Source organism: Prauserella halophila, assembly GCF_024171895.1.
Classification (GTDB): Bacteria; Actinomycetota; Actinomycetes; order Mycobacteriales; family Pseudonocardiaceae; genus Prauserella; species Prauserella halophila.
Window position 1 is genome coordinate 31781 of record NZ_JAMTCQ010000014.1, and the last position, 25045, is coordinate 56825.

Annotated in this window: 25 protein-coding genes; 15 read left to right on the top strand and 10 right to left on the bottom strand. The window is 72.2% G+C overall.

Features of this window, described 5'->3' with window-relative positions:
• The first annotated feature begins 72 nt into the window (after positions 1-72).
• Positions 73-1434 (top strand): DHA2 family efflux MFS transporter permease subunit, encoded by a 1362-nt coding sequence (locus LY41_RS20995; RefSeq protein WP_253866137.1) that lies wholly within the window; start codon positions 73-75, stop codon positions 1432-1434.
• 150 nt (positions 1435-1584) lie between these two features.
• Here LY41_RS20995 and LY41_RS21000 read toward each other — a convergent pair whose 3' ends face one another.
• From LY41_RS21000 to LY41_RS21015, 4 genes are all read right to left on the bottom strand, one after another.
• Complete coding sequence (locus tag LY41_RS21000) at positions 1585-2355, bottom strand: 2,3-dihydro-2,3-dihydroxybenzoate dehydrogenase (protein WP_253865916.1); 771 nt, start codon at positions 2353-2355, stop codon at positions 1585-1587.
• A 190-nt stretch (positions 2356-2545) separates the two neighbouring features.
• Positions 2546-2782 (bottom strand): hypothetical protein, encoded by a 237-nt coding sequence (locus tag LY41_RS21005; RefSeq protein ID WP_253865917.1) that lies wholly within the window; start codon positions 2780-2782, stop codon positions 2546-2548.
• Positions 2783-3102: 320 nt separating this feature from the next.
• Positions 3103-3753: a Maf family protein gene (locus LY41_RS21010; protein WP_253865918.1), complete on the bottom strand. Its 651-nt coding sequence runs from the start codon at positions 3751-3753 to the stop codon at positions 3103-3105.
• Positions 3754-3841: 88 nt separating this feature from the next.
• A complete protein-coding gene (locus LY41_RS21015; protein WP_253865919.1) occupies positions 3842-4579 on the bottom strand; it encodes a GntR family transcriptional regulator in 738 nt (245 codons plus the stop codon).
• A 95-nt stretch (positions 4580-4674) separates the two neighbouring features.
• On the opposite strand from LY41_RS21015, the gene LY41_RS21020 reads away from it, so the two are divergent.
• On the top strand, positions 4675-6111 hold the full coding sequence (locus LY41_RS21020; RefSeq protein WP_253865920.1) for an MFS transporter: 1437 nt from the start codon (positions 4675-4677) through the stop codon (positions 6109-6111).
• Positions 6112-6210: 99 nt separating this feature from the next.
• On the opposite strand, the gene LY41_RS21025 is transcribed toward LY41_RS21020, so the two are convergent.
• Positions 6211-6420 carry an acyl-CoA carboxylase subunit epsilon gene (locus LY41_RS21025; RefSeq protein ID WP_253866138.1) on the bottom strand — a complete coding sequence of 70 codons (210 nt, stop codon included), beginning with the start codon at positions 6418-6420 and terminating at the stop codon, positions 6211-6213.
• A gap of 71 nt (positions 6421-6491) precedes the next feature.
• Positions 6492-8141, bottom strand: a complete 1650-nt coding sequence (locus LY41_RS21030; RefSeq protein ID WP_253865921.1) for an acyl-CoA carboxylase subunit beta — start codon at positions 8139-8141, stop codon at positions 6492-6494.
• Between the two features lie 153 nt (positions 8142-8294).
• Between LY41_RS21030 and LY41_RS21035 the strand changes: the two genes are divergently transcribed.
• The 7 genes from LY41_RS21035 to LY41_RS21065 all read left to right on the top strand — a co-directional run bounded on the left by LY41_RS21035 (position 8295) and on the right by LY41_RS21065 (position 14963).
• Positions 8295-9116, top strand: coding sequence for a biotin--[acetyl-CoA-carboxylase] ligase (locus LY41_RS21035; RefSeq protein ID WP_253865922.1), 822 nt, complete (start codon positions 8295-8297; stop codon positions 9114-9116).
• A 65-nt stretch (positions 9117-9181) separates the two neighbouring features.
• Positions 9182-9829: a PH domain-containing protein gene (locus tag LY41_RS21040; protein ID WP_253865923.1), complete on the top strand. Its 648-nt coding sequence runs from the start codon at positions 9182-9184 to the stop codon at positions 9827-9829.
• Between the two features lie 5 nt (positions 9830-9834).
• Positions 9835-10779, top strand: a complete 945-nt coding sequence (locus tag LY41_RS21045; protein ID WP_253865924.1) for a hydroxymethylglutaryl-CoA lyase — start codon at positions 9835-9837, stop codon at positions 10777-10779.
• A gap of 154 nt (positions 10780-10933) precedes the next feature.
• The gene (locus LY41_RS21050) at positions 10934-11398 is read left to right on the top strand and encodes a YbaB/EbfC family nucleoid-associated protein (protein ID WP_253865925.1); all 465 of its coding nucleotides are present in this window, start codon (positions 10934-10936) and stop codon (positions 11396-11398) included.
• Entirely contained in the window at positions 11380-11739 is a 360-nt protein-coding gene (locus tag LY41_RS21055; protein WP_253865926.1) for a hypothetical protein, read from the top strand. Before LY41_RS21050 ends, LY41_RS21055 begins: the two co-directional genes overlap by 19 nt.
• A 9-nt stretch (positions 11740-11748) precedes the next feature.
• A complete protein-coding gene (locus tag LY41_RS21060) occupies positions 11749-14694 on the top strand; it encodes a TNT domain-containing protein (RefSeq protein WP_253865927.1) in 2946 nt (981 codons plus the stop codon).
• Positions 14691-14963, top strand: a complete 273-nt coding sequence (locus LY41_RS21065; protein WP_253865928.1) for a hypothetical protein — start codon at positions 14691-14693, stop codon at positions 14961-14963. The genes LY41_RS21060 and LY41_RS21065 overlap by 4 nt, the downstream gene beginning before the upstream one ends.
• 45 nt (positions 14964-15008) lie before the next feature.
• Here the strand turns inward: LY41_RS21065 and hisN are convergent, their stop codons facing one another.
• The gene (gene hisN, locus LY41_RS21070; RefSeq protein WP_253865929.1) at positions 15009-15794 is read right to left on the bottom strand and encodes a histidinol-phosphatase; all 786 of its coding nucleotides are present in this window, start codon (positions 15792-15794) and stop codon (positions 15009-15011) included.
• A gap of 47 nt (positions 15795-15841) precedes the next feature.
• Here hisN and LY41_RS21075 point away from each other — a divergent pair, with 47 nt between their 5' ends.
• Both LY41_RS21075 and LY41_RS21080 read left to right on the top strand, forming a co-directional pair.
• Positions 15842-16531 (top strand): response regulator transcription factor, encoded by a 690-nt coding sequence (locus LY41_RS21075; protein ID WP_253866140.1) that lies wholly within the window; start codon positions 15842-15844, stop codon positions 16529-16531.
• A gap of 53 nt (positions 16532-16584) precedes the next feature.
• Positions 16585-17865 carry an ATP-binding protein gene (locus tag LY41_RS21080; protein ID WP_253865930.1) on the top strand — a complete coding sequence of 427 codons (1281 nt, stop codon included), beginning with the start codon at positions 16585-16587 and terminating at the stop codon, positions 17863-17865.
• Between the two features lie 60 nt (positions 17866-17925).
• Here LY41_RS21080 and LY41_RS21085 read toward each other — a convergent pair whose 3' ends face one another.
• Both LY41_RS21085 and LY41_RS21090 read right to left on the bottom strand, forming a co-directional pair.
• Entirely contained in the window at positions 17926-18450 is a 525-nt protein-coding gene (locus LY41_RS21085; RefSeq protein WP_253865931.1) for a GtrA family protein, read from the bottom strand.
• Between the two features lie 147 nt (positions 18451-18597).
• Entirely contained in the window at positions 18598-21177 is a 2580-nt protein-coding gene (locus LY41_RS21090) for a sigma-70 family RNA polymerase sigma factor (protein ID WP_253865932.1), read from the bottom strand.
• 283 nt (positions 21178-21460) lie between these two features.
• On the opposite strand from LY41_RS21090, the gene LY41_RS21095 reads away from it, so the two are divergent.
• Both LY41_RS21095 and LY41_RS21100 read left to right on the top strand, forming a co-directional pair.
• On the top strand, positions 21461-22312 hold the full coding sequence (locus tag LY41_RS21095) for a GGDEF domain-containing protein (protein ID WP_443678876.1): 852 nt from the start codon (positions 21461-21463) through the stop codon (positions 22310-22312).
• Positions 22313-22417: 105 nt separating this feature from the next.
• Complete coding sequence (locus tag LY41_RS21100) at positions 22418-23851, top strand: glycosyltransferase 87 family protein (protein WP_253865934.1); 1434 nt, start codon at positions 22418-22420, stop codon at positions 23849-23851.
• Here the strand turns inward: LY41_RS21100 and LY41_RS21105 are convergent.
• Positions 23809-24279 (bottom strand): pyridoxamine 5'-phosphate oxidase family protein, encoded by a 471-nt coding sequence (locus tag LY41_RS21105; RefSeq protein ID WP_253865935.1) that lies wholly within the window; start codon positions 24277-24279, stop codon positions 23809-23811. The two genes, LY41_RS21100 and LY41_RS21105, sit on opposite strands and share 43 nt — an antisense overlap.
• A 68-nt stretch (positions 24280-24347) precedes the next feature.
• On the opposite strand from LY41_RS21105, the gene LY41_RS21110 reads away from it, so the two are divergent.
• The gene (locus LY41_RS21110) at positions 24348-24605 is read left to right on the top strand and encodes a hypothetical protein (protein WP_253865936.1); all 258 of its coding nucleotides are present in this window, start codon (positions 24348-24350) and stop codon (positions 24603-24605) included.
• Positions 24606-25034 carry a TA system VapC family ribonuclease toxin gene (locus tag LY41_RS21115; protein WP_253865937.1) on the top strand — a complete coding sequence of 143 codons (429 nt, stop codon included), beginning with the start codon at positions 24606-24608 and terminating at the stop codon, positions 25032-25034.
• Positions 25035-25045 lie beyond the last annotated feature (11 nt).

Sequence of the window (25045 nt, forward strand, 5' to 3'; positions counted from 1 at the left end):
CAGGCGCGCACCGACGACCCCGGAGGTGCGGCTGCGCAGGAGTCCGGCCGTATCGGCGGCAGACTGCTGGCGATGTCGCTGGTGCTCGTGCTCGGCACGTTCATGGCCTCGCTCGACGCGACGATCGTCAACGTCGGCCTGCCTGCGCTGAGCGCCGAGTTCGGTGCGAGCGTGACCGAGGTGCAGTGGGCCAGCACCGCGTACCTGCTGGCGGTGGTCGCGGCGGCGCCGATGTCGGGGTGGCTGGCGGAACGGTTCGGGGCGCGCCGCGTGTGGCTGGGTGCGGTGACGGTGTTCCTGGCCGGGTCACTGGCGTGTGCGCTGGCGTGGTCGACGGCGTCGCTGGCCGCGTTCCGGGTGTTGCAGGGACTGGGCGGCGGGCTGTTGCCGCCGACCGGACAGGCGCTGCTGGCGCGGGTGGCAGGCAGGAGCCGCACCGGCCGGATCATGAGCATCGTGGGTGTGGTGCCGATGCTGGCGCCGGTGCTCGGCCCACTGGCAGGCGGCACGCTGCTGGAGGTCGCGGACTGGTCGTGGCTGTTTCTGGTGAACCTCCCGGTCGGCGTGGTCGCGATGCTGCTGGCGGTGTGGCTGGTGCCGCGCGTGCCCGCGGCCGAGACGGTCTCGCGGTTCGACCTGCGGGGGGCGATGCTGCTCTCGCCCGGGCTGGCTGCGGTGCTGTTCGGCCTCACCGACATCGGCTCCGAGGAGCGCAACCCGCCCATGGCGGTGACCGCGCTGGTGGTGGGATCCGGGCTGCTCACGGCGTTCCTGGTGCACGCACTGCGGTCGGACCGGACGCCGCTGGTCGACCCGCGGTTGCTGCGCACCCCACCGGTCGGCGCCGCGGTGCTGGCGCTGTTCGTGGCTGCGGCGTCGGTGTTCGGCACGATGTTCCTGTTGCCGATGTATCTGCAGTCGGGGCGCGGGCTGTCGGCGTGGGACGCGGGGCTGATGCTGGCACCACAGGGCGCCGGCGCGGTGCTGGGGTCGTTGCTCGTGGTGAAGCCGCTGATCGACCGGGTGGCGCCGCGCACGATCGTGGTCACCGGGTTCGCGCTGATCATCGCGGCGACGGTGCCGCTGACCCAGCTCGCCGACCTCACCGACGGCGGGCTGATCGCGACGCTGCTCGTCCGCGGCCTGGGCACCAGCATGATCGCCTCGCCGGTGATGACGATCGTCTACACCGCAGTCGAGCAGGAGCTGCTGCCGCGGGCATCGAGCGCGCTGAGTCTCGTCAACTACGTCGGCGGGGCGATCGGCACCGCGGGCCTGGCTGTGCTGCTGGAACTGCGCCTCGCCGCGACGGGCGACGTCGCGGCCTCGTTCGGCGAGGCGTTCTGGTGCGTGGTCGGGCTGTGCGTACTGGCCCTCGCCGGCGCGCTCCGGCTTCCCCGGGCGGGTCAGCGGAGGGTGGCGCCGCGGCGGTAACCGCCTGGTCCGACGGCCCGAGTGCCGCGTCGGTCACGGCCGTGCGTGCAACACGGCCTCCGGAATCCGCAACACGGCCTCCGGAATCCGCAACACGGGCTCTGGAATCCGCAACACGGGCTCTGGAATCCGCAACACGGCGCGGGCGCGTCAGCGGAGGGTGGCGCCGCCGTCGACGTAGAGCTCCTGCATGGTCACGTGCCGGGCGCGGTCCGAGGCGAGGTAGAGGACGGCGTCGGCGACGTCCTCCGGGTCGGCGATGCGCCGCAGCGGAATGCCGACCCGGTAGTTCTCCGGATCGCCGTTGAGCACCGGCTCGGGGCCGCCGCCGTCGTGTTCCCACATGGCGCGCTGCATGGGCGTGTCCGTCGATCCGGGGCAGACGACGTTGCAGCGGATGCCGTGATCGGCCAGTTCCAGGCCCAGCGATTTGGTGAACATGGTCGCTGCGGCCTTCGACGCCGCATACGCTGCCATGCCCCGCCGCGGCACGCCGCTCGCGTTCGACGACACGGTGACGATGCTGCCGCGCTCCCGCTCGATCATGCGCGCGCTCACGGCCCGCGACATGTGGAACACGCCCGTGGTGTTGACCCCGAACGTGAACTCCCAGTCCTCGTCCGTGTACGACGCGACGGGTCCCTTCACCAGGATCCCGGCGACGTTGGCCAGGACATCGACGGCGCCGACGGTCGCTTCCGTCCTCGCGACGACGTCGTCGACCTGTGCCGAGTCGGTCACGTCGCAGGCCATGCCCGTGATGGCCGGTTCGTCGGCATACGTCTCGGCGACGCCGGGCGAGCGGTCCGTCGCCACCACCGTGGCACCCGCGTCGCGCAGTGCCCTGGCCACGGCGGCGCCGATTCCCTGGGCTGCGCCCGTGACCACAGCGACCTTGCCGGCGAATTCGTGCTGATCCACAGGGCTCCTTCGAACGGCCGGTCTCGCGTGAGCCGGTGGGCCGGAACGAACGCGACAGTACCCCGACGTGTGAGGGCTGTGCTGTCGACGAGACCACAGTCGGCGGATCCGGACATGCGAAAACCCCGAGTGGCCGGGCCACCCGGGGTTGTCACATGTTCGGTATCGGCGCTACGGCGCGAGAATCCGCTCAGGCGCCGAGGATCGACGGGATGGCGCCGGCCCAGGCGGAGCTGACCAGGCCTGCGGCACCGGCGCCGAGGTGAGCACCGGACTCGTTCCAGGCGTTGACGTAGTCGGCACCGGTCGGGTTGGACGGAACCTCCGGGGCGTCGATCGTGCCGGCCGAAGCGACACCCGCGCCTGCGGTCAGGGCGCCGAGGGCGATGGCGGTGGCGGCAGTGGTACGAGCCAGGGTCTTACGCAATTTCCAGTCTCCCTAGGGATTGTGATGCTTCGGTCGTCGGGTCGCCGGATCATCCGTGACCTCGCTCCAAGATCATCGAACCGGTCCGCCGTGACTCGCAAGGGGACCCATACGATCGAGACCTGGGGGAACGTGAACGAGTGACGCGTTATCACACTCGGTTTTCGGGGTTCCCCTCGTCGATGTACCACCGTCGCATGAAGACAGTGCAGAGTGGAACGCCGATTGCGTTCGCGTCCGTGGTGCCGGTGGAGATTCGGCCGCCGAGGATGTCCAGTGTGTCTACATTGGCCACGACGGGGAGCCCCCGAACGGGTGTATCAGCGGCGCCAGAGGTCCACGACGCTGACGCCCGCCTCGCCGAGCAGCTGCCGGGTCAGCGGCAGGCTGATGCCGACGACACTGGACGGATCACCGTCGATGCCCTCGACGAACCAGCCGCCCAGCGCGTCGAGCGTGAACGCGCCCGCGACCTGCAGCGGTTCCCCCGTGGCGAGGTAGGCGTCGAGTTCGTGCGGGGCGGGATCGGCGAACCGTACCGTCGTCGTGCGCGTGCCGCTCGCCTCGGCCGTGACCGTGCCGCCCGACACACGCAGCACGGCGTGCCCGGTGAGCAGGTCGCCTGAAGCGCCTGCCATGTCCGCCCAGCGCTTGCGGGCGATCTCGGCGGTCTGCGGCTTGCCGACCAGGTCACCGCCGATCGACAGCATCGAATCGCAGCCCACCACGACGACGTCCTCGGCGCCGCTGCCGGTGTCGCTGCCGGCGCCGGTGTCGCTGTCGAGTTCGGCGACGACCGCGCGTGCCTTGGCTGCGGCCAGGGCCGTCACCGTCGCGACGGGAGTCGGATCGGCGAGGTCCGCCGCGACGGCGTCCTCGTCGACTCCGGAGACGATCACGTCGGGCTCGATCCCTGCGGCGCGCAGCACGGCGAGCCGGGCGGGAGAGGCGGAGGCGAGGACGAAGCGCACGAACCCCAGGTTACGAGGCACGGGATGCGGGTCCTGCGAGGGTCGCCGGCCCGTCCTCCGCCGTCGCTCGCCGTCGCCTCCTGCCGTGTCAGCTGTCCAGCAGCGCCCCGTGGGTGCCGTTGATGTGCGTGGTGAGCGTGGCGCGGAAGCCGGCCGCGTCGCCGTGTTCGAGCAGTGTGCAGAGGGTGTCGTGCTCGGCGAGGATCTCGGTCCGCCGATCCGGTACGCGGCGCAGCGCCGAGGTGGCCATGCGCACCTGCCGGTCGTGCAGTCCGGAGTAGAAGTGTGAGATCAGGCCGTTGCCCGCCGCGTCGACGAGCGTCGCGTGGAACTCGCGGTCCAGTGTCGAGAACCGGGCCCGGTCGGCGGGTACGTCGAGCGCTCGCTGCCGGTCGAGTACGGCGCGCATGCGGGCGGCGACGTCGGCGGCCTCGCCGCGTTCGATCACGCGCTCCGCGGCGTGGCTCTCCAGCAGGATGCGGGCTTCGGTGACCTCGTCGGCCTCGTCCGGCGACACGGGGACGACGAGCGCGCCGCGCTTCGGATACAACCGCAGCAGCCCTTCGACTTCGAGTCGTAGGAACGCCTCGCGCACGGGCGTGCGCGACAGATCCAGTGCCGTCGCGGCGTCGCCTTCGCTGAGCAGTTCGCCTCCGGGCAGCCTGCCGTCGAGGATGCGCTCCTTCACCCAGGCGTACACCCGCTCGCCCGCCGGGCGAGCGGGTGCCGATTCTCCGGACGGGGACTGCCGCGGCGCCGGTTCGCGGCCGGGTGCGGGAGACGTGGAGGCCGGCGCGGGCGGGTGTGACCGGTCGCTCGTTGACATGTTCCGCAGTTTAGCCGGAGTGTTGAGCACAACATAGATACAAGTCATGTCCGTGTGATGTCTATACGGCGGAACCGTCGAACAAGGGGATGGGTGTGCGGCTGCTCGGGTCACGTCCTGCCGCGGTGTCGCAGGCAGGTGCGCCGGAGTCCGGTACGTCGGGGGCTCCTGCGGGGAGGGTGCCTGCGGCGAGGGCGCTCGTGCCGTGGGCGATGTGGGCGCTCGGCGCGCTCTGCTACCTGACGGCGATGTTCCACCGGATGAGCCTGTCGGTCGCCGGGCTGACCGCGCAGGAGCGATTCGACATCGACGCGACCGGCCTCGCCGCGTTCTCCGTGGTGCAGCTGACCCTGTACGCGCTGCTGCAGGTGCCCGTCGGCATCGGCAACGACCGGTACGGCCCGCGCGTGCTGCTCGTCGGCGGGACCGCCCTGATGGCCGCGGGCTCGGTGGTGTTCGCGCTCGCGACGGCGTATCCGGCGGCGATGGCGGGCCGGGCGCTCATCGGCGCCGGGGACGCATGCCTGTTCGTCAGCGTCCTGCGGATCACGCGCAACTGGTTCCCCGGTCACCGCTACGCCTTCGTCGCCGCACTCACCGGCATGATCGGCGGACTCGGTCAGATCATCGCGACCTCGCCGCTCGCGGCGCTGCTGGATGCCCAGGGCTGGACGAATGCGTTCCTCGTCGCGAGTGTCGTCACCGTCGTCGTGCTGGCGGTGACCGCCGCCGCCCTGCGCGAATCGCCGCAGCAGCGCGACGGCGCAGCGGAGTGCGACGGCGCTGCGGACCGTGACGGCGTTGTGGCCGAACCGGCCGAGCGGGTGCGGGCCGAACCGGCCGAGCGGTTGCGGGACACGCTGCGGCTGACCTGGCGGTCGCCGGGCGTGCGGCACGCCCTGGTGACGCACTTCGTGCTGATGGGCTCGTTCGTCTCGTTCACCGCGGTGCTCGGCCAGCCGTATCTCGTCGCCGCGCACGGCCTGTCCGGCGGGGCGGCCGCGGGGCTGGTGACCGTCGTCGTGCTCGGGTTCGTCGGGAGCAGCACCGGCGCAGGGCAGCTGGCCTCGCGCAGGCCGCAGGTGCGCGGCCGGCTCGTGCTCGGTGCGGGCACGCTCGTGGTCTGCGGGGGTGCCGCGCTCGTGGTCCTGCCCGCCGGGGCGACGGTTGCGACGCTGCTGCCTGCGCTGGTCGCGCTCGGCGTCGGTGGCGGGGTGAGCATGCTGGCGTTCGATCTCGCGCGGTCGGCGAGCCCGGCGCACCGCGCGGGGGTGGCCAGCGGGCTCGCCAACATGGGCGGGTTCACCTTCGCCGTCGTGTCGCAGCTCGGGGCGGGCCTGGCGATCGACGGGCTGCTCGCCGCGGGGGTGGCTCCGGCAGGCGCCCACCGCTACGCGTTCGGGATCCCGCTCGTGCTGGCGATGGCCGGGCTCGCCGGGATGGTGCGACTCCGGGGGTACGCCGGAACCGCGCCGCCGCCCGGCTCTTCACCGGAACCGGTGGTCTCGGCAATGGTTCCGGCAGGGAGGTAGGCGTAATGACCGCGGCTCTGATCCCAGCGGCTCTGATCCCGGCGGCCCGATTTCAGCGACTCTGATCCCAGCGACACAGCATTTCAGCGACGCAGCATTTCAGCGACGCAGCGCCGACGCGCGCCACGCCCCCGGTCCGGGGGCCGGCGGCGCGTGTACGAGCGCGGCCCGGTCCGCCCACCGGGAACGCGGCGGCGCGTCGCCGCCTTCGCCGCCCTTGCCGCCGTCGCCGGCCGCCAGGCCGGCCACCACCGCGGTCAATGCGGCCAGTTCGGTGTCGTCCGGCTCCCCGCGCACGACCCGCAGCAGCGGCCGGTCGTTGCCGGAACCGTCGGTACCGGCGTCGGTCGACGCCGTCTCGGGAGTCTCGTCGGAGGTGCTCACAGCGGAATGTTCCCGTGCTTCTTCGGGGGCAGGTTCTCGCGCTTCTCACGGAGCATCCGCAGCGCGCGTGTGACGTGCCCACGGGTGTGGGCGGGCGGGATGACCGTGTCGACGTAGCCGCGCTCGGCGGCCACGTACGGGTTGCACAGCGTGTCCTCGTACTCCTGGATGAGTTCGGCGCGCAGCTGCTCGACGTCCTCGCCGCTCTCGCCCGCGGCCGCGAGCCGTTTGCGGTGGACGATGTTGGCCGCGCCCTGCGCTCCCATCACCGCGATCTGCGCACTCGGCCACGCGATGTTGATGTCGGCGCCCAGGTGCTTGGAGCCCATGACGTCGTACGCACCGCCGTAGGCCTTCCGCGTGATGACGGTGACCAGCGGAACCGTCGCCTCGGCGTAGGCGTACAGCAGCTTCGCACCGTGGCGGATGATGCCGTTCCACTCCTGGTCGGTCCCCGGCAGGAAGCCCGGCACGTCCACGAACGTCAGCACCGGCACGTTGAACGCGTCGCACGTGCGCACGAACCGCGCCGCCTTGTCGGAGGCGTCGATGTCGAGACAGCCCGCGAACTGGGTCGGCTGGTTGGCCACGATGCCCACGGCATGGCCCTCGATGCGGCCGAAGCCGGTCAGCACGTTCGGCGCGAACAGCTCCTGCACCTCGAGGAACTCGCCGTCGTCCAGTACGCGGCTCACCACTTCGTGCATGTCGTACGGCTGGTTCGGCGAATCCGGCACGAGCGTGTCCAGCTCCCGGTCGCCGTCGGTGATGTCCTCGGTGATCGCACCGCCGGCCGGTTCCGGCGCGTCGAACACCGGTGTCTCGGCCAGGTTGTTCGAGGGAAGGAAGCTGAGCAGCTCCTTGACGTAGGAGACGGCGTCGTCCTCGTCGGAGGCCAAGTAGTGGGCGTTGCCGGACTTGGCGTTGTGGGTGCGGCCACCGCCGAGGTCCTCGAACGTGACCTCCTCACCGGTGACCGTCTTGATGACGTCCGGGCCGGTGATGAACATGTGCGAGGTCTCGTCGACCATCACGACGAAGTCCGTCAGCGCGGGGGAGTAGACGTGCCCGCCCGCGTTGGTGCCCATGATCAGCGAGATCTGCGGGACGACCCCCGAGGCGTGGGTGTTGCGGCGGAAGATCTCGGCGTACAGCCCGAGCGAGACGACACCCTCCTGGATGCGCGCGCCGCCGCCCTCGTTGATGCCGATGATCGGGCGGCCGGTCTTCATCGCCAGGTCCATGACCTTGGTGATCTTCTCGCCGTACACCTCGCCCAGCGCGCCGCCGAGGACGGTGACGTCCTGGCTGAACACGCACACCTCGCGGCCGTCGATCGTGCCGTAGCCGGTGACGACACCGTCGCCGTACGGACGGCTGTCCTCGAGCCCGAAGTTCGTCGACCGGTGCCGCGCGAGCGCGTCCAGCTCGACGAAGGACCCCGGGTCGAGCAGCATGTCCACCCGCTCGCGCGCCGTCTTCTTTCCCTTGGCGTGCTGGCGCTCGACGGCGCGCTCCGATCCGGCGTGCACGGCCTCGTCGTAGCGCAGGTACAGGTCGGCGAGCTTGCCCGCCGTGGTGTGGATGTCCGGTTCGGTGTTCGGGGCGTCGGGCGCGTCCCCGGCCGGCTCCGTTGCGCTGCTCATGACACGCGAGCTTAACCATGGGTCCGCGGGTGCTGGTGTGGCGTGGACTACGTCCGCCGTGTCGCGGCGGACGGCCGTTCCCGCAGCTGATCCCGCAGCCGATCCGCACGCCGAGGTGAGGTCCCCGCAGCTCCCGGCGTTAGGGTCTCGCGCGTGCCGAATCGCATCGATGGGGCCCGACTGCGTGGTGAACTGGCCGCGCCGGTCGGGCCGTACGCGCAGGTGGACGTGGTCGCCAGTACGGGCTCGACGAACGCCGACCTGCGGCAGGCGGTCGTCGACGGTGCGCCCGACCGGACGGCGCTCGTCGCGGCCGAACAGACCGCCGGGCTCGGCAGGCGCGGCCGGACGTGGGCCTCGCCGGGCTCCGGGGTGTACGCGAGCGTGCTGCTGCGGCCCGCAGGCGTGCCGGTCGCGGGCGTGGGATCGCTGTCGATCGTCGCGGGGTTGGCGGTGCTCGACGTCGGCGACGCGCTCGGGGCGCAGGTCGCGCTCAAGTGGCCCAACGACGTCCTGGCCGCCGATGCCTCGGGCAAGTGTGCGGGAATCCTGTCCGAGGCGGCCTCGTCGGACGATCTGGCCGTCGTGCTGGGCATCGGCCTCAACGTGACGCGCGTGCGCGCGGACGTGACCGTGCCGGCCGGCACGCTGCCTCCGGTCTCGCTCGCCGAGCTCGGCGCGGCCACGAGCGATCGCACCGACGTGGCGATGATGCTGCTCGCGGCGCTGCACGAACGCGAGGTCGGGTGGCGCGAGGCGGCGGGCGACCTCGCCGATGCCGGCATGCTCGACGAGTACCGGCGGCGGTGCGTGACGCTTGGTCACGAGGTCAAGGTCGTCACCGGCGGCGGCAGCGTGATCGGCGATGCGGTCGACATCGAGCCGACCGGCGCGCTGGTCGTCGCTCTTCCGGGGGGCACCCGCCGGACCGTGTTTGCGGGAGACATCGTGCATCTTCGGCCGACCGGTGGGTGAAACACGCTCCGGAGCGGTACCGTTGCCCGCAGAGAAGACAACCGCGTATCGGGGAGTGGCCAGCGGTGGCGTATCCACAAAGCCTGCTCAGTGAGGGCGAGAACGTCGTCGTCCACAAGCATCCGCACTTCAAGATGCTCGTATGGCCGGTACTGATCCTGGTGCTCACCCTGGTCGTGGGCGGCTGGCTGGCCTTCTTCGTGGCGCCCGGTTTCGAGGCGCCGTGGGATCTCGTCACGCAGATCGCCGTCGGTGCCGTCGCGCTGATCCTGCTGATCTGGCCGGTCGCCGGGCCGTTCGTGCGGTGGCGCACCACCCACTTCATCGTGACGACCGACCGCGTCATCGCCCGTGAAGGTGTCCTCAAGCGCACCGGCGTCGACATCCCGATGGCCCGCATCAACAGCGTGCGGTTCGAACACGGGCTGCTCGACCGGGTCTTCGGCTGCGGCACGCTGATCATCGAATCGGCGTCGGAGGAGCCGTTGACCTTCGACGACATCCCGAACGTCGAGAAGGTGCACACCTACATCTACCGCCAGGTCAACGAGAACCCGTACGACGACTTCGACTACGAGCCGTCCGGGCAGCAGACCGCCGGGCAGCAGACCACCGGGCAGCCACACCCGCCGCAGCAGGGGTACCCACCGCAGCAGCCGTACCCACCGCAGCAGCCGGGGCAGTCGCCCCAGCCCGGCGCGCAGCAGGGGTGATGAACATGGGCGCACGAGAAGTGGGACTGCCCGAGCGGCTCCCCCGGTCCGGCGACCTGCCGGCCGAGGTGACGATCTGGGAGGTCGGCCCGCGCGACGGGCTGCAGAACGAGGCGGCCACCGTGCCCGTCGATGTCAAACTCGAGTTCCTCGACCGGCTCGCGCGCGGCGGTCTGACGATGCTCGAGGCGACGAGCTTCGTGCACCCGAAGTGGGTGCCGCAGCTCGCCGACGCCGAGGAACTGCTCGCACGCCTCGAGCGCAGGCCCGGTGTGCGCTACCCGGTGCTGGTGCCCAACGCACGTGGCCTGGACCGGGCCGTCGACGCGGGGATCGCCGACATCGCCGTGTTCGCCAGTGCCACGGAGGCGTTCGCCCGGCGGAACCTCAACTCCACCTACGACGAGCAGTTCTCGATGTTCGAACCGGTCGTCACGCGCGCCCGCGACGAGGGCATGGCCGTGCGCGGCTACCTGTCGATGTGCTTCGGCGACCCGTGGGAGGGCGCCGTCGACCCCGCCCGGGTCGTCGCGGCGGGCAAGCGCCTGCTCGACGCCGGGTGCTGGCAGCTGTCCCTCGGCGACACCATCGGCGTCGCCACGCCGGGCCAGGTCGACCGGCTCGTCGACGCGTTCGCCGCCGCGGGGGTCGGCGTCGACGCGCTGGCCGTGCACTTCCACGACACCTACGGGCAGGCGCTGTCGAACACGCTCGCCGCGCTGCGCCGCGGCGTGGCCACGGTCGACGCGTCCGCGGGCGGTCTCGGCGGCTGTCCCTATGCCGAGTCGGCCACCGGAAACCTCGCCACGGAGGACCTCGTGTGGATGCTCGACGGGCTCGGGGTGCAGCACGGCGCCGAGCTCGACGCGCTGGTCGCCGCGAGCACGTGGATGGCCGAGCAGCTCGGCAGGCCGAGCCCGTCGCGGGTCGTCAAGGCTCTTGCGGGCTGAGATGCCCACACCGTGGGCGCCGTGCCCGCCGTGGGGCATCTGGTTCATCGCGGTCGTCCTTTCGGGGGATACCGGGAACCACCGGCCGGGCCGTCACGTCTGAACTCCAGCCGGGGCTGCATGCGGCCGTACTGATCGACGTCGGGAGATCGCCGTGACCGACCATCGCGACGAGGTGGAGCAGTTGCTCGCCGAGTACCGGCGGAGCCGGGAGCAGCTGGCGGACGTGCAGCAGCAGCTCACGGCCGTCAGCGAATCCGCCAGCAGTGACGACGGCCTCGTCACCGCGACCGTCGGCGGGCGTGGCGTGCTCACCGGCCTGACGATCGCCGACGCCGCCTACGAGCGGTACCGGCCCGCCGAGCTCGCCGCCCAGATCGTCCGCCTCACCGGCGCGGCGACGGCCAAGGCGTTCACCGATGCGAGCGAGGTGCTGGCTCCGGCGCTGCCGCAGGACACCGATCCGCAGGCGCTGCTGCTCGGCACGGCCGATCTGACGGCCGACGAGATCACCCCGGCCGGGCAGGACCGCACCCCGAGTGCCGACGACTTCGGCGACGACGAGAGCTTCGAGGACGCCAACTGGATCGACGACTCCGAATGGCAGCGTTCGCGATGACGGGGCCCGGTTCCCACGGTTTCGAGGCCGGCGGTTTCGAGGCCGACGCCGGTAGGCTCGGCGAGCACGCCTCGGAGTTCGACGGGCTGACCCAGCGTGCGGCGGAGATCGCCCGGACGTTGCGCGAGGCGGTCGCGTCGTCGCCGTGGGGCGAGGACGAGGTCGGGCTGGCGTTCGACGGACGGCACCGGGCTCCCGCGGACGAGGCGGCGGGGGTGCTGGACGGGTTGCCGGACGGGATGGCCGAGATGGGCAGGGCGCTCTCGTCCGCCGCCGAGGCCTACGCCGCGAGCGACGAGTCCGCGCAGCGCGCGATCACCGACGCCGGGCGCGAAGGGTAGGCCCGCGACATGGGGATCGAACTGCCCGCGGAACTCGCCGACATCGCCGCCGAGACCGGGGTCGCGTGGCCGCAGGCCGACGAGGACGCGATGCGCGAGCAGGCGCAGTCGTGGCGGCAGGCCGCAGGGGAGCTGCACGGGCTGGCGGGTGACGCGGACACGATCGCGGGCCGGGCCCTCGGCGCGATGAGCGGCGAGGCCGCCGATGCCGCGCGGCGGACGTGGTCGGGCTTCGTCGATCCCGAACGCGGCAGTCTCACCACGGCCGCGCAGGGCGCGGGCGACGCCGCCGACCGGCTCGACCGCGCCGCCGAGCAGGTCGGCCGCACCAAGGTCGAACTCGTGCGCAAACTGCGGGACGCCGCGGCCGCGCGCGACGCCGCGGCCGCGGCAGCCGACGCGGGTCACCCGGCGGCGCTCGCGGGCGTCGACACGCTGTTGCAGGGCACGGCCACCAACGTGCGGGCGATCACGGGCGGTCTCGCCGACACGGTCGGCGTCGACGGCGCGGGCCAGGGCGTCGCTCCCGACGTCGTCAACGAACGCCCCGGCGGCTCCGGCGGCACGGGTGGTCCCGGTGGTTCCGGTGGCAGTCTGCTGGGCGCGCTCGGTCTGCCCGACGTGCCGGGCGCGGGTGCCCTCGCCGGCCCCGCGGGTTCCGACGCCGCGGGCTTGGATGCCGTGGGGTTCGACGGCGCGGGCTCCGGCGAAGACGCGTCGGGCTTGTTCGGCTCCGGCCGGGGCGAGGGGCCGGGCCTGTTCGGCCAGGAGGGACCGCTCGGCGGGACGGATTTCGCTGAGCCGGGTTCGTCGGGGGTTCCGGGGTCGTCGGGTGCGCCGGGGTCGTCGACACCGCGCGGCCCGTTGGGTCCGGTGGACGACGTGCTCGGAGGCGCCCCCGGAGTCGGCTCGGGAGGCGGTCTCGCCGACGCCTCGGACGTGCTCGGCGGTGACGACGCGGCCGCCGCCGGACCGGGTGGCGTGCTCGGCGGAGGCGGCGGTGCCGGGACGGCCGAACCGGGGCGTGACCTGCTGGACGGGGTCGAGGAATTGCTCGGCGGCCCGGACGCGGGTGAACACCCCGGTGGCCCGGGTGGCGCCGGTTTCCCCGATGGTCCCGGTTTCGCCGACGGTTCCGGGTTTCCGGGCGGGCCCGGGGTTTCCGGCGGTCCTGGTTCTGCCGGCGGGCCCGGTGACGACGAGGGCACACCGCCGTTCGGCCTGGGGCAGCAGCCTGGGCCCGGTACACCGCTGGTGCCGCCCCCGGGCGCGGGCGATCGCGGCACGGGACCGATCGTGCTGCCGGACGCGCCGACACCGCCCGGCGGTATTCCCGTCGGTTCGTCCTGGGGACCGCCGCCCCCACCCGGCGGTGACGCACCGACGCCGCCGACCGGTACGAACCTGTCCGGGTTGAGCGGGCCCCCCGCGGGTGGTGCGCTGCCCCCGCAGGCCGGCGCCGTTCCGCCGTCGATGGGTGGTCAGCCGGGCGGTGTCGGGCCGCCGCCTGCGGGCCCGCCCGCAGGCGGCCCTGTGGCCGGCGGCGGTGCCGTTCCGGGCGGGGCTCCGGCCGGCGGGTTCCCGGGTGGTGCGGCGCCGGGTGGTGCAGGCCAGCCCGGCACGGCCCAGCCCGGTGGTGCGGCCCAGTACGGCCAGCAGAACCAGGGACCGCACCCGCACGCCCGGCCGCCCGCGGGCGGGCAGTACCCGGGCCAGCAGTACCCGGGCCAGCAAGCGCAAGGTCAGCAACCCTCGGGTCAGCAAGCCCCGGGCCAGCAACAGCCGGGCCAACAATCCCAGGGCCAGCCGCCGCCGAGGCAGCCGAACCAGGGGCAGCAGCACCCTTACGGCAGGCCGCCCGCGGGCCAGCAGTACCCGCCGCAGCCGCCCGCCGGTCAACCGCCGCAGCTGAGGAACGCGCCGGCAGCGCCGGGTGTCCCACCCCACGCTCCCGCGCCGCCGCCCCAGTACGGAGCGCCACCCGCAGCGCCACCCGCAGCGCCGCCGCCTGCGCCCCCCGCGGGGCCGCCGCAGCAGGCCCCACAGCAGGCCCCGGCGTTGGGATCGCCGCGGCAGGAGCGGGAGAGCGTCGTCGCGCTGTTCCTGGTGCACATGTTCCCGATCGGGCATCTGCCGGTCGCCTCCGACCGTCCGGCGCGGCAGCTTCCCGTGCCCGAACCGGAGTCCGGTGCGCCCGTGGTTGCGCGGTTCGAACCGCACGACCACCCGGACTCGGACGTCATCGAGCCGGACCAGGCCATCGATCTGCTGCGGCAGGGCGCCCGGCAGCCCGCGCCTCCGCCCGCGGCCGTGCTGCCGTGCCCGCCCTGCGGTGTCCGCGACGGGTACGACCCGCTCGGCGGGATGCACGAGCGCGACTGGGACGCGCAATTCCTGGCTCCCGGGACCGGCACCCCCGAGAGCGACACCCTCGATACCGGAGTCGCCGATACCGGAGTCGCCGATACCTCCGCTGCCGATACGCCCGCGACCGGCACCGGTGACGCAGTTGCTGCCGAGGTCGACGAGGTGCCTGCGTACGTGTGGCCGCCCGTCGACCGGTTCCCCGAAGGCTGCTCGGCCGAGGGGGAGCCGGAGCTGCTGGCGGCCGGCACGATGCTGGACCGGTTCGGCACCGCCCACGGACGGGTGTTCGCCGCCGACGGCACGCCGTTCGAGCAGCGATCGCTGCCGCCGTCGGAACTGGACGCCGGCTACCGGCGTTACCGCGTCCTGCGGGACGTGCCGATGTGGCGAGGGGTGTCGGCAGGCTGGTTCGGCCAGCCGGGCGGCGGCGCGCGGTACCGCGCCGTGTACAGCGCTGCGGAACTCGTGACGCTCGGTTACCTGGCCGATGCGACGTTCGAACCCGTCGCCCCGCAGGCGGACACGCCGGACGCGGCGGACGCGGCCGAGGGGAGCGCGGACCGGAACGCGAAGGAGGACACCCCGTGAACACGGAGTCGATCATGCGCTGGCTCGAGGCCGTCGGCGTGCCGCCCGAGGTGGTGTCGCTGGATGACGAGGTCGACAACACCTGGTGCGTGCTGCGGGAAGAGGACGTCGACGACGCGGGCGGGGTCGCGTGGGAGGTGTTCTGGCGGGAACAGGGAAACCGCTACGACTGGGCGCGATTCACCAACGAACAGGTCGCCTGCCACTACCTCTTCGGCAGGCTCACGTGGGCGCAGGTCGCCAGGGGAGCGGTCGGCGTCCTGCCCTGAGCGCAGAACACGCGTGCGTGAGCGCAGAACACGCGAGAGGGTTCGTCAGCGGCGGCGGAGGTGGGCCAGCGCGGCGTCGTGGACCAGACCGTTGGTCGACAGCGCCGAGCCGCGGTCGAACCGGGCCGCACCGTCGAGATCGGTGAACCGCCCGCCCGCCTCGGTGACGAGAACCTGCGCCGCGGCGACGTCCCACGGGTTCACCACGGGTTCGGCAGCGACCTCCAGCGCGCCCTCGGCGACGAGGCAGTGGTGCCAGAAGTCGCCGAACGCGCGGGTCTCCCAGCACGCCCTGGTCAGCGACAGATAGGCCTCCTGGGTGCGGTGCTCGGCCCAGTTGTTCAGGTCCGTTGTGGACACGTAGGCGTCGGCGAGCTGCGGCACTCGCGAGACGCTCAGTCGGCGTTCGCCTGCCGAGTCCCGCAGCCACGCGCCGCCGCCCTGGCTCGCCCACCAGCGGCGTCCCAGCAGCGGAGCGGTGATCATGCCGACGACCGGCACGCCGCCGTCGAGGAGCGCGATCAGCGTCGCCCAGATCGGTACGCCACGGAGAAAGTTCTTCGTGCCGTCGATCGGGTCCAGGACCCACACCCGGCCGGGCGCGGCGATCGACCCGCCGCGCTCCTCGCCCGCCACCCCGTCGCCCGGACGCCGGCCGGAGAGCACGCCGCGGATCGCGTCCTCGACGTCGGTGTCGGCGTCGGTCACGGGCGTACGGTCGGGCTTGGCCGTCACCTGCAGGTTCTGGGTACGGAAGCGTTCGACGGTGATGGCATCGGCCGCGTCGGCGAGTTCTGCCGCCAGCTCTGCGTCGTCGGAATAACGGGACACATCACGATGGTTCCACGTGCCCCCTCCGTAAGGTTGACCAGGTGAGCATGGTCCTACTCGCCGAAGACGATCCCGCGATCGCGCAGCCGCTGTCCCGTGCGCTGGAACGCGAGGGGTACGAGGTCGTCGCCGTCGCGGACGGTTCGGCGGCGCTCGAAGCCACGGAGTCCGAACGGGTCGACCTGCTGGTGCTCGACCTCGGACTGCCCGAGATGGACGGACTCGAGGTGTGCCGCAGGCTGCGTGCGTCGGGGGCGCAGACGCCGGTGCTGATGCTGACGGCCCGCACCGATGAGGTCGACTTCGTCGTCGGGCTCGACGCGGGTGCCGACGACTACGTCGCGAAACCGTTCCGCCTCGCCGAGCTGCTCGCGCGGATCCGTGCCCTGCTGCGCAGGCGTTCGCCGGGTGCGCTCGACGCGGGCGGTGTGCGCATGGACGTCGCCGCCCGGCTGGTGACGGTCGAGGGCGAGGAGGTGCAGCTCGCCAACAAGGAGTTCGAGCTGCTGCGGGTGCTCATGAGCCGCGCCGGGCAGGTCGTCGCCCGGGAGGACATCCTCTCCGAGGTGTGGAACGACCTGGACACCGAAGCGCTCAAGACGTCGAAGACGCTCGACATGCACATGTCGTGGTTGCGCAGGAAACTCGCGGTCGCGGCCGGCCGGGACCCGCGGAATTCGAACGAGGAACACATCGCGACGGTGCGCGGGGTCGGGTTCCGGTTCAACGTCGATTGACACCGGCGACCGGGGCGGGCACGTGGCACTGCGGGTAAGGGTATAGGCGGCGTATGCGGCGGCGAATTCTCCTGGCGATCCTGTTGGCCGTGCTGGTCACCGGGGTGGCACTGGGGGCGCCGCTCGGTGTGACGGGCGTGCTGCTGGTGGAGAACTTCCACCGGGGGGAACTGACCAACAGCGCGCAGCGGATCGCGGCGGCGCTCGACAACCAGCTCGCCAACCGGCACGACCTCAACCTGCGGCACATCCGGTCGGCGATGCCGCGGGACGCGCACCTGGTCGTTCACCACGATTCTGCGGCGATCATGGAAGCCGGTGCGTCGACGGGCGACGACGTGATCAGCGAGCAGCAGCCGATCGCGGGCGGCCACATCGTGATGACCCAGCCCGCCGGCGAGATGCGGACGCAGCAGACCCAGGTCGCGATCGCCGTCGTGTTCGTCGTGGTGCTGTCGGTCGGCATCGGCACGTTCGTCGCGACGGTCACGGCGAACCGGCTCGCGCGCCCGCTGCGGCACGTCGCCGACCGGGCGGCCCGCCTCGGTGCTGGCGACTTCCGTCCCGAGAGCAGGCGGTACGCGGTGGCCGAGCTGGACATGGTGGCCGACGCGCTCGACTCGTCGGGTACGGCGCTGGCGCAGTTGGTGCAGCGGGAACGTCAGCTCGTCGGCGACGTGTCCCACCAGCTGCGCAGCAGGCTCACCGCGCTGCAGCTGCGGCTCGAGACGCTGGGGCTGCACCGCGATCCGGACGTCGCCGACGAGGCGCACGCGGCGCTGGAGCAGTCAGACCGGCTCGCCGGGGCTCTCGACGAACTGCTGGCCGCGGCCCGCGCCGCCAGCGAGGTCGGCACCGAACCGGTGTCGCTGACCGAGATACTGCCCGAGATCAGCGGTGAGTGGCGGGACGTGCTCAAGGCCCAAGGGCGCACCCTCCGGCTGCGGATCTCCGACGGGCTCATGGTGCGGGCCACGCCCGCGCGCCTGCGGGAGATCATCGGTGTGCTGCTGGACAACGCGATGCGGCACGGCACGGGCACGGTCACGCTCGCGGCCCGGCGCGGTGACACCGACGGCACGGTCGTGGTGGAGGTCGGCGACGCGGGGCCGGGCGTGCCGGACGAGCTCGCACCGCACGTGTTCGACCGCGGGTTCTCGGGTGCCGGGTCGACGGGCGTGGGGCTGGCGCTCGCGCGGGCGCTCGCCGAGGCCGACGGCGGCAGGCTCGAACTGTCCACCCGTGCGCCCGCGACGTTCAGCCTCTTCCTCCGCGTGCCGACCGCAGGGGACGTCCCCGCCGTGCAGTGGCCCACGGAGAAGATGCCCAGGTAGCAGGGTCGACTCGGAGGTGTCGTCGTCTGGTGAGGTGGTGTCGGCTCGGTCGGGTTCGTTTCACCGAGTCGGGTGGTGGGTGGCGGGCGGGCGGGTGCCGCCGAGCTCGTCGGGGAAGACCCACTTCCGGAAGCCCCAGAAGCGGAACCCCATCGCGAGCAGCATGCCGATCACGGAGCCGCTGATGAAGTCCGCCGTTTCCTGCACGAACAGCGACACCTCGGGGCGTTGCAGGTGTAGCACGTAGCGTGAGATCAGAAGCGGCACCAGGTTGACGGCGACCGCGACGCCACTGATCACGAAGAACAGCGTCGCCTCGTGCCCGGTCTCCCGGCCGCCGCGGGTGCGGAAGGACCACTCGCGGTTCAGCACGTACGACACGATCGTCGCCACGAGGATCGCGATGGCCTTGGCCGTCGTCGGCTTGTCGGTCAGGACCGTGAACTTCAGCAGGTACCAGATGCCGTTGTCGACCAGGAAGGTCGTGCCGCCGACGACCGCGAACTTCAGCAGTTCACGGTGTTTCAACAGCAGCGAGCGCAGCGGCCGGGGCACGTGCGCCAGCACGGTTTCGACGACGGACACGCATCGCAGTCTAGCCATTCGCGCCGTGCGGGTCCGCCGAACGGTGGAACCCCACTCGCCGGAGACCCGCCCCGTTGTGCTGCGCTGACGAGCTGCCCTGCTGACTGCGGCTGCCCGTGGCCGGACGTGACGTCGCGCACGCGGAGGTCAGCGCGGGGTGCCGTTGCCCCTGTCGCCGCCGTAGCCGTAGCCATGGCCGCCGTAGCCGTAGCCGTAGCCGTGGCCGCCGTGGCCGCCGTGGCCGCCGTGGCCGCCATGGCCGTAGCCGTGGCCGCCGTAGCCGTAGCCCTCGTCGTCGGTGCCGCCCTGTTCGGGATCGCGGCCCGGCGGCCGGGGCCAGGGGTTCGACGGCGGGCCGGGCCGGTCCGCGGATTCGGTCGTCGACGACGTCGCGGTCGCCGAGCCGGATGCCGGCTGCGAGGTGCCGGTCGGCGCCGGTGCGGTCGCCGAACCGGACGAATCCGACGGCGGCGGGTCGTTGGGCTTCGTCCCGGGTGGTGCCGTCGCCGAACCGGAGCCGGACGGCGGGTCGGTCACCGTGGCCGAGCCCGAGGCCGGCGGGTCCGGTGTGTTCGCCGCCGAGCCGGAGCCGCCCGGCGCCTCGGTCGCGGCTGCGCCGAAGCATCCGAAGGGCAGCCAGCACTGGGGCAGCGCCACCGAGGCACTGTCGGACGCGTCGCCGAGCGTCGCGGTGAACGTGATGTCGTCCGGGCGGTCGTCGTTCCCGTGACCGGCCCCGTTCCCGTGACCGGCCCCGTTCCCGTGACCGGCCCCGTTGCCGATGCCGATCCAGTCGCCGTCGTCGCTCACGACGACGAACACGGCGGAGCCGTCGCCGGGTTCGAGCACGTCGGTGGAGGTGCACGACAGCGGTTCGGACGGCCCGTCGGAGCAGTCCATGCCGCCGTCCGGCGTCATCGCGGGGCGGTCGGAGGTGAGCGTCACCTTCTTGGTGCTGTCACCGGTGTTGCGGATCTCGACGGTCAGGGCCCTGCCCCAGCCGCTCGCCTGGACCCGCACCCCGTCCTCGGCGGGCGGTGCGGGCTTCGGCTCGACCGTGACGGGCACTTCGAGCGACACGTCGACGGACCCGCCACTGCTGAGGTTGCCCGTGACCTTCCCGGAATCGGCGTCGGCCGAGGCCTGCAGCCGGAACACGAGCGTCATCGACTCGCCGGGGTCGAGCCCCCGGCCGGTGGAGCACGTGACCGTGCCCGTGCCGCCGGGACAGGTGATGCGCTCGCCGCCACTGGTCTGCCGGGGCGCTCCGCCGGACGGCGACGAACCGCCACCCGCCGGTGCGGCGCTGTGGCCGCGCGGGCTGCCGGCCGCTCCCGCGGTCGTCCCGCCGCCACCGCCGTCGAGGGCGCGCACGCCGGGGGGCAGGTTCAGTGTGGCGTCGATGGGATCGGACAGCGTGCCGCCGTTGTTGCGCACCGTGATCGGCAGGTCGGCGGGTCCGCCGCCCGCGACGAGTTCGACGCTCTGCCGGTCCACGGTCGCCCCGACCGAGGCGGGTTCCGGCGACTCGGGTGGTGGAGACACGTCCGGCGCAGGCGGCGGCTGCGGTGCGGGTTCGTCCTGTGGCGGGGGGTCCTCCGGAGCGGGCTGTCCCTGCGGGGGAGGTGCGGGGGGCTCGTTCGGTGACTGTGCGGCGGGCGGTTCCGGTTGCGGCTGTTCGGCGGCCGCCGGGATCTGCTGCCCGCCGCCGCCTGCGGTGAGCGCCAGCGCGACGGCCGCGGCCATCGCGACGCCGGAACCCGCCACGCCGACGAATTCCCGGGGCGCACCCGCCACGGCTCCCGCGGCGCCTCCGGAACCGCCTGCCCCACCCGCGGCACCGCCTGCGGCGCCTGCGGAACCGGCCGCGGTGCCGGCGCCGATCGCGGTGGCCGCGGCGGCCTTGCCACCGCCCGCGAGTGCGAGGTAGCCCAGTGCGCCGCCGCCGAGGACGAGCGGAGCGATGACCGCGCGCAACGCGCCGTTGACGTCGGCCAGCTCGGCGGCGAGTGCCTGGCAGTCGGTGCAGTCGTCGAGATGCGCCTCGACCTGAGCGCGCTCCCGTTTGGAGAGCCCGTCGCGGGTCCAGGCGCCCAGTTTGTCGGCCGTGGTGTGGCAGGTGCTCGCGCTGACCTCCGCGAGGTGCACCTGCAGATACGCCTGGCGCAGACCTTCACGGGCGCGATAGGCCAGTGCCGACACGCTGTTGGCTGTCATCCCCAGCAGAGGCGCCACCTCGGCGGGCGTCGCGCCTTCGATCTCGGTGTGCCAGAGCACGGCCTGCCAGCGTTCCGGCAGTTTCGCGTACGCCTTCGCGGCGAGCGTGCGCTCCAGACCTTCGAGTGCGGTGTCGGAGAACTCCACGGTCAGCGCCTCGGCGCCGGCGCCGCCGACCGTCGTGACGGTCGCCATGTCCTCGGACAGGTCGAGCTTCTTGTCGCGCCGCGTCTTGTCGTAGGCGCCGTGGCGCACCGCGGTCAGCAGGTACGCCCGGAACGCGCTGTCCGGGCCCTTCCCGCCGCGGAGTGTGTCGAGGACCTTCGAGAAGGCGTCCGAGACGAGGTCGTCGGCTTCCATCGACGTGCGGGCGAGTTGCCGCGCAAGGTTGTACGCAGCGGATACGTGACGTTCGTACAGCGTCCCGTAGCACTCGAGCTGGCCCGTGCGTACCGAGGCGATGAGTTCGGCGTCGCTCATGCCCTGCGGGTCGGTGGGTGCGGTGCTCACGGCTCTCCTCTCAGGTCGTCCCGGACAGGGACGCACTGCGAGGCAAAGTGTGACGGACAATCGTGAAGTCGTCACGACGAGGGTCGCCCCTTCACCCGAATCACTCGTGTGCCAACTTTTCGTGTCGGGAGCCGTCATGCCGGTTCCCTGCCTGCGTCTCACCGTCGACGGAGCCGTGAAGGAGGCGTGAGTGGACGTGAGTGCTGGCGACGTGCAGGGTGTGCCGTTCGTTCTGCGGGATGAGCAGGGTGGCGGAGGTCCCCGGGGCCGGCAGCCGACGGTCGTGCGGGAGGCACGGACGGAGCGGGAACCCCAAGTGGCGCTCCGGCGCCGGTGGCGGACCGCGAGTCTGGCGTGCGGCTGGCGGTTCCCCGACGACTGGGAGGTCGCGGAGCTCGACCTCGTGTGCTCCGCGGTGACGCGGTCCGGCGGTCTGCACGGTGCGGGTGCGGCGCTCGTCGCGCTGGCCCACGCCCGCGCGGCCGTCGGCACGGGCCTGGAGGAGACGCTCGGCGACCTGGCGGCCCTGCACGGCGTGCTGCAGGTCGACACCGGTGCGCCGGCGGGCGACACGGCGCACACCGATGCGCTCGACGCCATCGCGGAGGCCGCCGACGTCGACGCGCTGCCCACGCGGCTGCTGCGGATCGTCGCCGTGGCGTGGGCCGAGGTCGCGCTGGGCGACGTCGGTGCCACCGAGGTGTACGACTCGCTCACGGGACTGCCGACCGAGACGTATCTGCGGACCCGTCTGTCCGAGCTGTACCGGCAGGCCGCGCGCGACGGCGTGAGCGTGGCCGAGGGGCACCTGCTCGTGGTGATCTCGCTCGGCTTCGACGACGGGGCGGCCTATCTGCGGCCCGCGGGGATGATCCTGGCCGCCGACGTGCTGCGGCAGGTGTTCGACGGTGGGGAGAGTCATGCCGTGCTGGGAACGTCGACGGTGGTGGCCCTCGCGCCGCGGTCCGATGACGTGGCCCGCCGTGCGGTGCGGCTGCGGCGCGAGCTCACCGAGCGCTTCGCCGTCGATCCGCAGCTGACCGAGGCCGGATCGGCGCGGGTCAACGTGGTGCGCCTGCCCGCCTCGCACCACGACGCGAGCCTGCTGCTCGAATCGCTGGCGGCGCGGCAGTGAGGCGATGGGTGACGGGACCGTGACGCAACAGGCGTGACGCGACAGGCGACGCGACAGGGGAGTGGCCGGCACCGGCCCACCGGTGTTCATGGTTTCCTGGAGAGAGTGAGCACCCCAGATCTGCGCGAGGCCGAATCACCCGCGGGCTCCCACCGGGAGCCGGCGGGCGTGGCGTCGCTGCAGCTGCGCGCCTCGGCCGAGCGGCTGCTCGCGCGGCCCCGGTCGCTGGCGCTGGTGCTGGCACTGCCCGCGCTGATGATCGTGGCGGGCGTCGTGGGCTGGCTGCTCGACCTGCAGCTCGGCGTCGATTCGGCGGTGTATCGCGCCGGTGCCGTCACGTTGCTGCAGGGCGATCCCCTCTACGAGGGCAACACGCTCGCCCCCGAACCGTTCTGGGCTCTGCTGCCGTTCACGTACCCGCCCACGGCGGCGCTGCTGTTCGTGCCGCTGGCCGGGCTGCCGGTGCAGGTGGCGTGGGGTGTGCTGTCGGCGGTGTCGCTGCTGGCGATGACGCTCGTCATCCGGGTGGCGCTGGAGGCGCTGCCGCGGCCGAAGGGCGAGCTGCCGGTGTGGGCCTCGCCCGCGCGCGTCACGGTGCTGTCGGCGGTGCTGTTCTTCGCGCTCGAGCCGGTGTGGCGGACGATCTTCCTCGGCCAGATCAACCTCATCCTCATGGCGCTGATCGTGCTGGACGTGCTGGTGGTCTGCGCCCGCGGCAGCCGATGGGGCGGCGTCATGGTGGGCGTGGCCGCGGCGGTGAAACTGACGCCGCTGATCTTCATCCCGCACCTGCTGTTCACCGGCCGCCGGATGGACGCGCTGCGCGCGATGGGCACGTTCCTCGGCCTGCAGGCGCTGATGTTCGCGCTGATCCCGTCGGACGCGTGGCGGTTCTGGACGCACACCGTGTTCAACGCGGGCCGGATCGGGCCGATGCACTGGGCGGGCAACCAGTCGCTGAACGGCCTGTTCAACCGGATGACCGACCTGGCGCCGTGGGCCTCGAACGCGGCGATCGTCGTCGGACTCGCCCTGGGGCCGCTGGCGGTCTGGCTGATGCTGCGCTTCCACCGCAGCGGCCGTCCGCTCGAAGCGCTGCTGGTGACGGGGTTCTACGCGTTGCTGCTCTCGCCGGTGTCGTGGTCGCACCACTGGGTGTGGGCCGTGCCGCTGATCATGGTGCTGGTGTCGAAGCTGCCGCACGCCGACCCGGCGAAGACGCGGAAGCGGTGGCTCGCCGCCGGTGCGGTGTTCGTCGTGTTCGTCAGTTGCGTGCTATTGGTGCTGCCGAACGGGCGCAACCTGGAGCTGCACTGGGAGTTCTGGCAGTACATCCTCGGCAGTGCCTATCTGCTGGTGCCGGTCGTGCTGGTCGCCGTGCTCGCGGGCCGCTGGGCGTGGCGCAACCGCGACATCCTGCGCATGGCCGGCCGCGACCGCGGCGCGGCGGCCGCCCTGCTGCGAGGCAGGGCAGGGGCGACGGCGCGCCCGGAGCCTCAGCGGGACGAGGTCGGCTCCGCCGGTTCCGACCAGCGGTAGACCGGAGCCTCGGCGAGACCGGGGTAGGCGACGGCCATGCCGCGTTCGGGCACCATCGACCACAGGCGGAATCGGCCCGATGCCGCATGCGCCGTCCAGTCGGCCGACCACTCGAGCAGGTACCGCTCGTAGATCCGGTGCACCCGCGTGAGATCGCGCGATGCGAGGGCGGCGGGCCCGGTGGCCCGGAACTGGCGTACGTCGTGCGGCGGCGAGAACGTCGCCACGAGCGCCGATACCTCGCGTCCTGCGGACGCCGCGGCCACGAAGGGCGCAGGCTCGTCGACGGGGCTGTGGAACCACAGGCGGCCGTCGGCGAACAGGAACCACATCGTGGCCAGTGCCGGGCGTCCGCGTCCGGTGACCGTGGAGACGGCCGCGGGTCGCCCCGGTTCGTCGAGGAAGGCGTGAAGGTCGAAGTCCGGCATACGGCGGATGCTGCGACCTCGACCGCGATCGAGGTCAAGCGCGAGATCGTATGTGCTAATATGCTTTTATGCGCACAACGGTTGAATTGCCCCCGGAGCTCATGCGGGCGATGAAATCCGAAGCCGCGGCTCGCGGGGAGACTGTGAAAGAGTTCTTGGCTCGGGCAGTGAGTCATGAGCTGGGCACAGTCGAAGGTGGTCGTCCACGTAAGCGCGTGAAGCTCCCGCTGGTCCCGGCAACGAAGTCGCGCAAAGTCGACATCACCAACGATGACATCGAAGCGATCTTCGCGGCCGAAGATGCTGAGAAGTATCGGGCACAGTAAATGCTGTTGGACCTCAATGTCTGGTTCGCGTCGGTGTGGCAAGAGCACAAGCACTATGCCGAAGTGTCCTCGTGGTTCGATGAACAGGACGGCGAACTCAGGTTGTGCCGAGTGACGCAGATGGGGTTGCTCCGTTTGTTGTCGAACCAGTCGGTCATGGGCGATGCCGCGTTGAGTCGCGCAGAAGCGTGGCGGCTTCTCGATGAGCTTCGCTCGGACGAACGTGTGGTCTGGACGTCCGAGCCGGCTAACCTCGAGCAGGTCTGGCGAGTGATCTCCGCCCGTGAGGACCGAAGTCACAAACTGTGGACCGATGACTACCTGGCAGCGTTCGCTCAGGCTCTCGCGTGTCCGCTGGTGACACTGGATCGTGGTTTCGTCGCACGGTATCCCTCAGTGGCGGTGGTGACACTCGGGGACGGTTCGTGACGCGGCCGGAT